This is a genomic window from Gelidibacter mesophilus DSM 14095, assembly GCF_000423005.1.
In the GTDB taxonomy this organism is placed as follows: Bacteria; Bacteroidota; Bacteroidia; order Flavobacteriales; family Flavobacteriaceae; genus Gelidibacter; species Gelidibacter mesophilus.
This window is the reverse complement of record NZ_AUHD01000015.1, coordinates 49956-61911: the sequence shown is the minus strand read 5'-3', so window position 1 is coordinate 61911 and position 11956 is coordinate 49956. Positions and strand designations below refer to the sequence as shown.

General features: G+C 38.4%; 9 protein-coding genes. 6 read left to right on the top strand and 3 right to left on the bottom strand.

Annotation, left to right across the window (positions count from 1 at the left end; translation table 11 throughout):
* Positions 1 to 166: 166 nt before the first annotated feature.
* The 4 genes from G525_RS0115460 to G525_RS0115445 all read left to right on the top strand — a co-directional run bounded on the left by G525_RS0115460 (position 167) and on the right by G525_RS0115445 (position 4844).
* The gene (locus tag G525_RS0115460) at positions 167 to 1138 is read left to right on the top strand and encodes a sugar phosphate isomerase/epimerase family protein (protein WP_027126965.1); all 972 of its coding nucleotides are present in this window, start codon (positions 167 to 169) and stop codon (positions 1136 to 1138) included.
* Positions 1139 to 1161: 23 nt separating this feature from the next.
* Positions 1162 to 2676: a Gfo/Idh/MocA family protein gene (locus G525_RS0115455; protein WP_027126964.1), complete on the top strand. Its 1515-nt coding sequence runs from the start codon at positions 1162 to 1164 to the stop codon at positions 2674 to 2676.
* A gap of 60 nt (positions 2677 to 2736) precedes the next feature.
* On the top strand, positions 2737 to 3507 hold the full coding sequence (locus G525_RS0115450; RefSeq protein WP_035479870.1) for a 3-keto-disaccharide hydrolase: 771 nt from the start codon (positions 2737 to 2739) through the stop codon (positions 3505 to 3507).
* 191 nt (positions 3508 to 3698) lie between these two features.
* On the top strand, positions 3699 to 4844 hold the full coding sequence (locus G525_RS0115445; RefSeq protein ID WP_027126962.1) for a Gfo/Idh/MocA family protein: 1146 nt from the start codon (positions 3699 to 3701) through the stop codon (positions 4842 to 4844).
* Positions 4845 to 4950: 106 nt separating this feature from the next.
* On the opposite strand, the gene G525_RS0115440 is transcribed toward G525_RS0115445, so the two are convergent.
* Both G525_RS0115440 and G525_RS0115435 read right to left on the bottom strand, forming a co-directional pair.
* Complete coding sequence (locus G525_RS0115440; RefSeq protein ID WP_035479867.1) at positions 4951 to 6363, bottom strand: Gfo/Idh/MocA family oxidoreductase; 1413 nt, start codon at positions 6361 to 6363, stop codon at positions 4951 to 4953.
* A gap of 149 nt (positions 6364 to 6512) precedes the next feature.
* Positions 6513 to 8450, bottom strand: coding sequence for a M1 family metallopeptidase (locus G525_RS0115435; protein WP_027126960.1), 1938 nt, complete (start codon positions 8448 to 8450; stop codon positions 6513 to 6515).
* A 603-nt stretch (positions 8451 to 9053) separates the two neighbouring features.
* Between G525_RS0115435 and G525_RS0115425 the strand changes: the two genes are divergently transcribed.
* Positions 9054 to 9455: a GNAT family N-acetyltransferase gene (locus G525_RS0115425; RefSeq protein ID WP_027126959.1), complete on the top strand. Its 402-nt coding sequence runs from the start codon at positions 9054 to 9056 to the stop codon at positions 9453 to 9455.
* A gap of 118 nt (positions 9456 to 9573) precedes the next feature.
* Positions 9574 to 10521, top strand: a complete 948-nt coding sequence (locus G525_RS21190) for a mechanosensitive ion channel family protein (protein WP_051209970.1) — start codon at positions 9574 to 9576, stop codon at positions 10519 to 10521.
* A gap of 144 nt (positions 10522 to 10665) precedes the next feature.
* Here the strand turns inward: G525_RS21190 and G525_RS0115415 are convergent, their stop codons facing one another.
* Positions 10666 to 11676 carry a DUF481 domain-containing protein gene (locus G525_RS0115415; protein ID WP_027126958.1) on the bottom strand — a complete coding sequence of 337 codons (1011 nt, stop codon included), beginning with the start codon at positions 11674 to 11676 and terminating at the stop codon, positions 10666 to 10668.
* Positions 11677 to 11956: the final 280 nt, after the last annotated feature.

Below are 11956 nucleotides of genomic sequence, written 5' to 3'. Positions count from 1 at the left end.
GTTCAATTTACCAACTATTATAACCTACCAAATTAGGGAAAATAGCCGTAATTATTTTGATGTTGAATATTAATAATCCCTAAACTTAATCAAATTAGTGAAATTCTGATGAAACTTTAGTAAATTCATCCTTCTTTATTATGAAACTAATTAAACCAAAATTATTATGACCAAAAAGAATTTTATCTCTTTATGTTTATTTTTTATTATGACGACTGTTTTCGTTGGATGTAAAGAAAATACAGCGAAGTCTGACATTGCGCAAGTATCAGATGAAGAAAAGGAGCCCTTTTTTAAGTTATCACTCGCGCAGTGGTCCTTGCACAGAACCATTGGAGACGGTATTTTAGATCCATTGGACTTTGCCGAAAAAGCCAAAGAAATGGGCTTTGAGGGCATTGAATATGTATCTGGGCTTTATAGCAAACAGATTGAATCTATGGGGATGGAAGCGCTTCAAGAAGCTTTAAAAGCCAAAAGTGAAGAACATGGTGTTGACAATGTTTTGATTATGATTGATGGTGAAGGTAATTTGGCGGCATCTGAAGAAAAAGAGAGAATTCAGGCGGTTGAAAATCATAAAAAGTGGGTAGATGCTGCGGCGTATTTAGGTTGTCATTCTATTCGAGTTAATTTATTTGGTTCTAATAATGAAGAGGAATGGATTGCAAATGCCACGCTAGGATTAAAATTATTGGCAGCATACGGTCAAACTAAAAATATCAATATCATTGTTGAAAATCACGGTGGACTTTCTTCCCATGCAGGCCTTTTGGTCCAAGTCATGAAAAATGTAGACATGGATAATTGTGGCACGCTACCTGACTTTGGTAATTTTTGTGTGAAACGTGATAGTGGTGGAAATTGGGGAGGAAATTGTATTGAAGAATATGATAAATATAAAGGTACCGAAGAAATGATGCCATATGCCAAGGGCGTTAGTGCCAAGTCTTATGACTTTGACGATCAAGGCAATGAAACGACGCTTGACTATCCTCGCTTTCTGAAAATTGTAAAAGACGCTGGTTACACTGGTTTTGTGGGGGTAGAATTTGAAGGTAGCAATGTCAGTGAAGAGAAAGGCATTGAATTAACAAGAGATCTTTTATTGAAAATAGGGAGAACCCTCTCCAACTAAATACATCTTAATATTTATTGATTATGAGTAAAACTAATAAAGAGAATACAATTTCCAGAAGAAAATTCGTAGGCATGTCCATGGCTGCCACGGCTGCTTTTAGTATCATCCCGTCTTATGCGGTGAGTGGTTTGGGCCATGTAGCACCTAGTGATAAATTGAATATCGCCGGGATTGGTGTTGGCGGGATGGGGCTTACGAATCTTAAAAACCTTTCTTCACAAAATATCGTTGCACTTTGCGATGTGGATTGGAAATATGCCAAAGCTGCAGGCACCACTTTTCCGAACGCAAAAAAATACTGGGATTGGCGTAAAATGTATGAAGAAATGGGCAAAGACATCGACGCCGTTGTAATTGCGACCGCTGACCATACGCATGCTGTTACAGCAGCACATGCGATGACTATGGGTAAACATGTGTTTTTACAAAAACCTCTAACGCATTCAGTTTATGAGTCTCGGCTATTGACGAAACTGGCTAAGAAACATAATGTGGCCACCCAAATGGGCAATCAAGGTGCCTCAGGAGAAGGCGTTGCAAAAACTTGTGAAATTTTATGGAGTGGTGCCATTGGCGATGTGACAAGAGTTGAATCGTTTACAGATCGACCAATATGGCCACAGGGATTAAATACACCAGAACGCGGCGATTGGGTTCCGGATACTTTAGACTGGGATTTATTTACCGGTCCAGCAAAAATGAGACCTTATAATGAGGTGTATCACCCATGGAATTGGCGCGGCTGGTGGGATTATGGCACTGGTGCTTTGGGTGATATGGCCTGCCATATTTTGCATCCTGTATTTGAAGGTCTTCAATTAGGTTATCCTAGTAAGGTGCAAGCGAGTTCGTCATTATTATTAAATGATTCTGCCCCGGTAGCTCAATCCGTAAAATATACTTTTCCTTCAAGAGAAGCGAAAAAGGGTAAAATTAATTTAGGTGAAGTGGATGTGCATTGGTATGATGGCGGAATCAAGCCTACATTGCCATCTAATTGGCCAGCAGGCAAAGATCCAAATAAGTCCGGTGGAGGCACATTTTTCTACGGAACAAAAGATATTCTTCATGTAGGTTGTTATGGGATTGAACCTGAATTATTGTCTGGAAAATCAATTTCTGCCCCTAAAACAGAAAGAAGAGTAGAAGAGGAGCTAGGAATGTCATGGAAAAGCGGTGCGCACGAAATGGATTGGGTGCGTGCATGTAAAGAAAACCCGAACAGTAGAACACCTACAACTTCTGATTTTGCAGAAGCTGGACCTTTTAATGAAATGGTAGTTATGGGTGTATTGGCCGTGAGGCTTCAGGCATTAAATAAGATTTTGGAATGGGATGGTCAAAATATGAAATTTACAAATATTGGTGCCAATGAAGAGATTAGAACGGTTATCAAAGATGGATTTAAGATTAAAGAAGGACATCCAACATTTGATAAAGACTGGACTGAACCGATGAATGCAGTTGCTTATTCTCAAGAGCTTATTAAACACACCTATAGAGACGGTTGGTCGTTACCAGATATGCCTTCTTAAAAAAGAACAAGTTAGGATTTAAAATAAATAGTAATCAATAAATTTAAAAAGAGTAAACCAATGAAAAAATTAAGTGCACTTGTAATATTTAGTTTGGTACTGATGCCTTTGGTATCTAGCTGTAAAGAAGAAAAAGATAAAACTGAAAAAATTACCGAAATAGAAACTGAGACTATGGACAAAAATGAAGACAAGGATGATTGGATCGTGCTTTTTGACGGTACCTCTTCAGAAGGATGGCGCGGGTATAAAAAAGATCATTTTCCTGAAGCTTGGAAAATTGTAGATGGTACCATCCATTGTATAGGATCAGGACGAGGTGAAGCAGGCAGTAAGGATGGTGGTGATATTATCTATGATAAAAAATTCAAAAACTTCACTTTGAGCTTAGAATGGAAAATATCTGAGGGGGGCAACTCTGGCATCTTTTATTTAGGCCAGGAAGACCTCGATTATATTTGGAAAACAGCACCTGAAATGCAAGTATTGGATAATGATAAGCATCCAGATGCAAAACTAGGGAAAGATGGCAATAGACGAGCAGGATCATTATACGATTTGATTCCCGCAAAACCACAAAATGCTAAACCTGTTGGTGAATGGAACCAAGTTGAAATTACCGTTTACAATGGTACTGTTGTGCATAAACAAAACGGCGTCAATGTTGTCGAATATCATCTATGGACGCCTGAGTGGAACGCCTTGGTGGCGGGAAGTAAATTCCCTAGCTTGAATGAAGATTGGGCAGATGTAGCCAACGAAGGTTATATTGGTTTACAAGACCATGGCGACGACGTTTGGTTCAAAAATATTAAGATTAAGGAATTGTAATTCCTCCCCTTGTCCCTCCGAAGGAGGGGTATGGCTTGTGATATTTTTTAAAATCGTGAACTCAACTTAAATTATTGCCACCATTCAATCTAGGAGGGTGGCATTATAATTTTATGATTCCAAATAATGAATGATTTCTTTTATTAGAGCCAGTAACTTTAAAATCAACTATTAAAATACAGTTTACACACATGAGAAAATTAAGAATGGGAATGATCGGTGGAGGCATCGGCTCTTTTATTGGTGATGTCCACAGGAAAGCGTCAGGTCTTGATGGAATGATTGAATTGGTCTGTGGGGCATTTAGTAGCACTGCAGAAAAATCAAAGGCATCAGGTAAGGAATTGCTTCTGCCCGAAGACCGTTGCTATGCCAATTATGAAGAAATGATTCTTAAAGAAAAGGAATTGCCTGAAGACATCCGTATGGATTTTGTAAGTATTGTGACACCCAACCATATGCACTTTGCACCTGCAAAATTTGCTTTGGAAAATGGATTTCATGTGGTTTGTGATAAACCAATGACCTTAACTGTTGATGAAGCAAATACTTTGGAAAAGTTAGTGAATTCTACAGGGCTGCTTTTTGCACTAACCCACAATTATCCAGGAAGCCCAATGGTGAAACAAGCGAAATCTATGGTTGAAAACGGCGAACTTGGAAAAATCAGAAAGGTGCAAGTCCACTATTTACAAGGTTGGATGGCGACTTCGGTTGAAGATTCAGGAAATAAACAGGCTTCTTGGCGGGTAGATCCTTCAAAGTCTGGCGTAGGTGGTGCCTTAGGCGATATTGGAACCCATGCCCATAATTTAGTAGAATACATTTCAGGACTAAAAGTTAAGGAACTGGCTGCCGATTTAGGAAAATTTGGCAAGGGTAGAATTTTGGATGATGATGGCAATATCTTGTTGCGCTTAGAAAATGGTGCCAAAGGTACTATGTCTTTTTCCCAAATTGCATTAGGAGAGGAGAATAATTTCTGTATTAGAGTTTACGGTGAAAAAGGCAGTATAGAGTGGCATCAGGAAACTCCAAATGAACTCATTACAAGATGGATCGACCGACCAAAAACGATTTATACTCCCAATGGAAATGATCTTTCCCCGTTGTCTTTAGCGGCGTCTCGAATTCCTGCCGGACATCCGGAAGGTTATTTGGAGGCCTTTGCGAATGTTTATAAAAACTTTGCCACACATTTAAATGCGCTTATTATAGATTCGAGCATCGAAACACCAGATTATCCAACTGTTTCAGATGGAATGAGGGGCGTGAAGTTTATTCATGCTGCTGTTAATAGTGATCAGCAAAATGCGGCGTGGGTGAGCTTGGATTAGGATTTGAAGTGATCAATGAGTTATATAAAAAAAGGAGGCTGATTTCATAACTCATGAAATTGCCTCTTTTACTGTTTTATATAGAACGTTTAGTTTTTAATCTTGACTAGTCCCCTAAAAGCACGTTGGTCGTGCCACCGCCGGTTAAACTGATATCTACTGGGGCATTTGATTTCCAATTGCCGCGTGTAAAGTCGGGTACATCAACAGAAGCTGAGCGATTAGCCACAGATTTTTCACTCAACGGCGTAATAGCACTCCATAAAGCAGCATCATAAACCTCCTGATCTAAAGGAAGTCCATTCCGGAGACAATCAATCAGGCGCCAATCCATCATAAAATCCATGCCGCCGTGACCGCCAACTCTTTTGGCCAAATCGCCAACTTTAGTCACGATTTCAGGAGTGTATTTGGCTTCAATTTCTTTAAACTCTGCGTCACTTATCCACGAATGGCCTTTGGCGATTTGAGCTGTAGGGTATTTTCTGGCCATACCTTCAGAACCACTGATCAAATGTATTCTGGAATATGGACGTGGCGAACTCACATCATGTTGCATCATCATGCTCCTTCCATTCTTTGTTTTGATTATGGTGGTATTCATATTCCCTCTGTAATTCGCATTTTCAAAAGGGGTGTAGAAATCATCTTTTGCGGCGAGAATTTTAGCTTTTTTTCCCATATTGAAGTCGGCGCTGGAAAGTGATGTCAGATAATCCATCTGATCGCCGCGGTTCACATTCATAATTTGACAGATAGGCCCTAAACCATGGGTGGCATAAAGATTCCCATCACGCCCAATATTTTCTTTTAAACGCCACATGTTCTCGTAGCCATTTTTATTAAAGTTTAAATCTACAAGATCGTGAATGTAAGCCCCTTCACCATGAATGATATCTCCAAAATAGCCTTGACGTGCCATATTTAAGGTCAGTAATTCAAAGAAATCATAACAGCAATTTTCGAGCATCATACAGTGCACCTTGGTTTTTTCAGATGTTTCAACGAGCTCCCAGCATTCATCAATGGTTTTGGCTGCCGGCACTTCAACGCCTACATGCCTGCCAGCATTCATGGCATAAACGGCCATTGGTACATGCAAATCCCATGGTGTGCAAATATAGACCAGATCTAAATCTTCAGTATCAATCATGTTTTTCCATGCAGTCTCACTACCACTATAAACTTTGGGGTCGTGTGCGGTGCCTTCCAACATTTTCTTAGCACTTTCGGCCTGTTTCGGTCTCAAGTCACATAAAGCCTTTATTTCTACGCCTTGAATATAACTCATCCGTTTTACGGCGCCGGGACCACGCATACCCAAGCCTATAAATCCGATTTTGACGGTTTCTATTTTGGGAGCCGCATAGCCACTCATATTGAAGCGTGGAGCTCCAGAATTAGGCGGTATTTCAATTTTGGAAGCTGCATCAAAGCTCACTAAGCCACCGGTGGCAATGCCGAGACCTGCAAGCCCGCTTAACTTTAAAAAACTTCTTCTGTTATTTGTTGTACTCATGATGTTTGGTGTTATGGTTGACTTAAACCTTTAAAGATATCTATATTTATTTAGTTCGCCAAAGGGGGGCTTATTGGTCTCAAATAAAAACGGGCCTAAAGTAAAATGCCTCTAAATTCTTTTTTAGAGGCATTTTACTTTAGTTTAAATTACAACTTATTCCAAGTGTCGTTTAATATATTGACGTCGGGTAATAATTTATTTGGATCCAGAACAATCCGTTTCACTTCTTTTTTAGTTTTTAGAAGATGGCTCCAACTATTTCCTCTTTGCCAGATTTCTACTGGTAGAGATACGTGTTCCGTCGTGTTATCTGTATAGATAACCTCCAGCATAACAGGCATTGGAATCTCTCCATTATTTTCAACAGTAATAAGGTAATTGCCCTGATGTGGTTTTACCGATGAGATGCCCATATCGATATTGCCATTGCCATAAAACCAACCTTTCCAAAAGTAGGACAAATCTTCTCCTGCAACATTTTCCATATGATTAAAAAAGTCGTTGGGCTGCGGATGTTTATAGGCCCAATGCTGGATGTAGCTTTTAAAGGCATTATCAAAACGTTCAGGTCCTAAAATGTATTCGCGTAGTATAATAAGTCCCGCTGCAGGTTTGTAATAGGCGGTATAACCTAAATTTCTTTCGTTAGCTACTTCCGGAGAGGTATTGATGCCTTCACGATTTTCAAAAGTAAGATACCGAACCAAGTTGCGCGGATTGCCTACAGAGGATGGGTATTCACCATCGTTGAAAGCAAGCGTACTGTAATGGTTGATAAAAGTATTAAAGCCTTCGTCCATCCATGGGTAACGTCGTTCATTACTACCAACAATCATAGGAAACCAGTTATGGCCAAATTCATGATCGGTCACGCCCCATAAATCTGAGCCTACGCTTTGATAATCACAAAAGCTTACCCCTGGATATTCCATTCCGCCTACACTGGCAGCCACGTTGATGGCGTTGTGATACGGATAGGGATAATAGGTGGTTGAATAGAACTCAACTGATTTTTTTGTGTATTCAGTAGATCGGGACCAAGCGCCCTTGCCGTCACTTTCTTTTGGATACACCGATTGCGCCAAGCCTGTTTTGCCTTCTCCTAAATTCATTCGTGCAGCATCCCAAATAAATGCTTTTGACGAAGCCCAGGCCACGTCGCGCGTATTTTCCATTTTATAATGCCAAGTCAGTGTGCCGCTTGATTTTGTCTGCGCCATTGGTTTCCCAACCTCCTCTGGTTTGATGATATAAACCGTTTGGTCACTTTTTTCCGCTTGAGCAAAACGCTCTTGTTGTGTTTTGGTAAGTACTTCTTTTGGGTTTTGTAAGATTCCCGAACACACCACCGTTTGATCTGCTGCTGCAGTTATTTTTACGTCAAAATTTCCATATTCACAATAGAATTCGCCTGCTCCCAAATAAGGCTCAGTATTCCATCCTACCACATCATCAAACACGGCCACTCGCGGATACCATTGTGCAATAGCATAAACGGTTCCGCCTTCAGTTTCGAGTCTTCCCATGCGGTCCATGCCTTCAACAGGGACTTTGAATTTGAAATTCATTTTAATGGTCGCTTTTCCACCTTTAGCGGCTAGTGGTTTATCAAGAAAAAGCTGCATTCTGGTATCAGTAATGATATGCTTTGAGGAGGTGCCCGTTTCTGTTTTTGCCGAAACGTTGGACAGTTCAAAACCACCTTCTACATCACCATTATAACGATTTCCAACAACTGGAGTGGTTAATGTTCCTCGAGAGGTTTCCGTAAAACGATTTTGTTCCAAATAGATCCAAATAAAATCTAAGGTTTCAGGGCTATTATTGGTATAGTGGATGGTGATATTTCCAGAAACAACATGGTTTTTTTGGTCCAAGGTAACTTCCAAATTGTAATCGGCGGAATTTTGCCAATATTCCGGACCCGGTTTACCAGAACTGGTCCTGTAGCTGTTGCCTTGGCGAGAAGCAGGAAACTCATCAAACAAATGTTGATTGCCATAATTGGCTTCTTGGGCAAGGATTGAAAACGAAAAGCATGAGAGAAAAAGAAAAATGCAGAATCTGCTGTTCAAATACATCATTATATAAAAATTTTATAGTAATGCGAAGGTAACAAATGAGATGTGAAAATGATGTTAAATCATCTCCTCTAAGGGCAAATTGTTAGACAGGTTTTGAAAACTCGAGGTTTCCATTTTGCTCAGGATATGAAGAAATTAACTTACCTAGAGAAAATAGTTAGGAATGGTGTTTTTAGATCTGTTTAAGTCATGCGGTTATAATAGCTGACAATATCAGCGAAACCTGTCCGAACGATGGGCGGGGCGGGTCAGCGGAACACAAAAACTTGCCAATCTCAAACTTTTGAAAATGTGTTATCTGAATAGTTACTTTAATCCTTCACTTGGGTGAATATCAAATGACAGCGCTCGTATTGCTGAGCTCATAGTGTTTATAATTATTTTGGGTGATCATAGTGATTATATAAGGTTGAAAAATATTTTTTGATAACTTGCTTGGCGTTTTTGTTATAATTTTTATTCAAAGAATATGCGCCTTTGGAATCAGACTCAGGAATGATCTTCATTGTGCATTTATTTAAAAAGTAGCGTTTAATACCATGCTCAACAAAAAATATAGATCGAGAAACTCGGTCCTCTCATAAAAAAACCAATCCACTTAGAATGAAAAATATTGAATATAAAATCGGGAAAGTTCCAAAAATATCAGAAATCATAGAAGTTTATCATAGTTCAGGAATAAAAAGACCGACCACTAATCATGAACGAATAACCAAAATGTACGCAAACTCTAATTTGATAATTACAGCATGGTCGGAAAATAAATTGGTTGGCATTTCACGTTCACTAACTGATTTCTGTTACGTTTGTTATTTATCGGATTTAGCAGTGAAAAAAGAATATCAAAAAGTAGGTGTTGGAAAACAATTAATAGAAATGACAAAAAAGGAAATTGGAAAAGAGACTGCGTTGGTTTTGCTCTCTGCACCAATGGCGATGACTTACTATCCGAAAATTGGTTTTGAGAACATTGACAACGGATTTCTCATTCGTCGGAACGAATAAACGTAAAGAGTTTAATTGGTCCTTGACAGTGGTTTTGAACGAATCTGCTTAAAAAAACGCAGAAAAACCGCCAAAAACCCTAAAGTTTATATTATTTTCATGGCACAATCAAAACATTATGGAAATTAAAAAATATTATGATCTCATTATTGAAAAACTAATCGGATGGTCTGAGCAATTGGTCAAAATGTTGCCCAATTTTGTACTGGCCATTGTTGTGCTTATTGCTTTTGTCTTTATTGGTCGATTAATTCGAAATCTGATCACAAAACTGCTGGATAGAACATTAAAGAATAGATCACTTACCTCTATTGTTTCAAAAGTAGTCTACGTACTTATTATTGCAATTGGGGCGTTTGTCGCATTAAGCTTATTAAACTTAGACAAAGCAGTTTCCTCATTACTTGCCGGTGCTGGTATTATTGGTTTGGCATTAGGTTTTGCATTTCAAGATATTGCGACCAATTTCATAGCCGGTTTCTTCATGGCCGTAAAACGTCCGTTTAAGATAGGGCAAGTCATCCATTGTGAAGGCCATAGCGGGGTCATAAAACATATTGGAATCCGTACCACAGAAATTACGTCCTTTCAAGGGCAGGAAGTCATTATCCCCAACAAAATGCTATTTCAAAATCCATTGATCAACGATTCTGAAAATATTTATAAAAGAATAGATCTCAATGTGGGGGTCTCCTACGGTGAAGATTTAGAAAGGGTAAGAGACATTGCCATAGCATCGGTAAAAAATACGCCTAATATTAATACAGATAAAAGTATTGACCTGGTCTATTTAGCTTTTGGTGGGAGTTCCATTGATTTTAGAATTATGATCTGGGTAGAATTTAAAAGTCAATTGGAGTTTTTGAAAAGTCAGAGTGAAGCTATTATTGCCATAAAAAAAGCATTTGACAAGGAAGACATCATGATTCCATTCCCAATCCGGACCTTGGATTTTGGAATCAAAGGTGGTGAAAAACTGAATGAGGTATTGCCAAAACAAACCATGTTATCTGATGCCAATGGCGCCCCCAACGAAAAGCGTAAGAGTAATCAAAGTGCGGAATAGAATCAAGGTTGGTATCAACATTTTGAAAAGCAAATTAAGAGATAGGATTGGTACTCACATGCTCTAATGAGCGGTGTGCGAAGTTTGAATAATTGGTCTATGGGTCTAAGTATTATCTTCGCATACCATAAGTTTAAGTGTTTCTTAAAGTTCCCAGCCCACAGTCGTTATGACAACATAATCATCATAAGATGCGCCTTCAATAGGCTTGTTGTCGTAGTTATAGTTAAATGAGAGTTTTACGAATAAATCAAGAGGTAAATCGTATTTCAGATCTAAATTAAAGTCAGTTCTGATTCGTTTTTTCTCAGTTAAACTTGGATAGGTTGTGATTCCTGATACTAGACTCAAATCATTAAAATCAAATAAATTGACTTCTAACGATGCGTAAACCTCGCCACTCTTTCTATCATCTTCTGAAGCATTGTAATTTTCACTGTTATAGGCTACACCTAATGTGCCACCAAAATACATCCGGTTATTATGGATAAAGTATTTTCCAAAACCAAGTTTGTTGGTCATTCTTAACTTCAATTGCTGCTCACTATTGGATAGATATTCCGATTGGAAAATTAAAAAATTATCGCGTTTCAAAAAATAATTAAAAGAAAGTTCACCAAAGGTGCGCTGAATTTCCTCAACGTTGTCCTGATTACTTCTAACGGAATTAAATGTGGTTTTTATACTGTAGAAATCTGAGGTATAACCTAGCGTGCTTGCAACAGACAATTGACTTAAGTTGCTAGCCTTTGATAAATTGAATCCCACCGAGATTGACGCGTTTAACCGCGAGACAAAATCATCTTTAACCGGTTTAATGAATACAATATCTATAATGCCAACCAAACCGTTATCATCCTTTAAAATAAGCGCATTATCTTCGTTATTGGTGTCAATGCCCTCAATTTTATAGCGTGTTCCATCTGATGCCGTTACTAAAAAGTTTTCAGTGCTTTTTATTGATTTTACTTTTTTCCACTTTACTTTAAAATCACTATCACTGTAGGGCGTTTCTATACTTAAAACACTACGATCCATTTTTTTTATCTCTCCTATCAACCGATCACCATTGGTCAGTACGATGGTGTCATTTTGAGAAAATGCACTCATGGAAACCATGAGGCTAATGCAGAATACTATGAGTCTTAAATTCATATAGGCGTTAATTAGTTACAGTTGAATTCTTAAATGATCAATTGACATATGAAAGTCCATGATGACTGTTAGTTTCCATATAAATTACCGATAATTTTGGTCTGGTTGAGCCTTTTATCAAAAAAGACATCAAGAATTTAACAAAAATAATAAAAATTGCCTTAAATGACTTCTTTAACACTTTTAGAAGTTCTGGAGCAGCTGTAAATAATTAAAAATGAGGCTGTATGGGGTTGTGGTTTTATAATTGTCCACCTATTTCATTCCAAGAAAGACGATG

What these genes read in the sequence shown, in the direction of transcription:
- G525_RS0115460 (WP_027126965.1), top strand. Translation starts at nt 167, where the DNA reads ATGACCAAAAAGAATTTTATCTCTTTATGTTTATTTTTTATTATGACG.
- G525_RS0115455 (WP_027126964.1), top strand. Translation starts at nt 1,162, where the DNA reads ATGAGTAAAACTAATAAAGAGAATACAATTTCCAGAAGAAAATTCGTA.
- G525_RS0115450 (WP_035479870.1), top strand. Translation starts at nt 2,737, where the DNA reads ATGAAAAAATTAAGTGCACTTGTAATATTTAGTTTGGTACTGATGCCT.
- G525_RS0115445 (WP_027126962.1), top strand. Translation starts at nt 3,699, where the DNA reads ATGAGAAAATTAAGAATGGGAATGATCGGTGGAGGCATCGGCTCTTTT.
- G525_RS0115440 (WP_035479867.1), bottom strand. Translation starts at nt 6,363, where the DNA reads ATGAGTACAACAAATAACAGAAGAAGTTTTTTAAAGTTAAGCGGGCTT.
- G525_RS0115435 (WP_027126960.1), bottom strand. Translation starts at nt 8,450, where the DNA reads ATGATGTATTTGAACAGCAGATTCTGCATTTTTCTTTTTCTCTCATGC.
- G525_RS0115425 (WP_027126959.1), top strand. Translation starts at nt 9,054, where the DNA reads ATGAAAAATATTGAATATAAAATCGGGAAAGTTCCAAAAATATCAGAA.
- G525_RS21190 (WP_051209970.1), top strand. Translation starts at nt 9,574, where the DNA reads ATGGAAATTAAAAAATATTATGATCTCATTATTGAAAAACTAATCGGA.
- G525_RS0115415 (WP_027126958.1), bottom strand. Translation starts at nt 11,676, where the DNA reads ATGAATTTAAGACTCATAGTATTCTGCATTAGCCTCATGGTTTCCATG.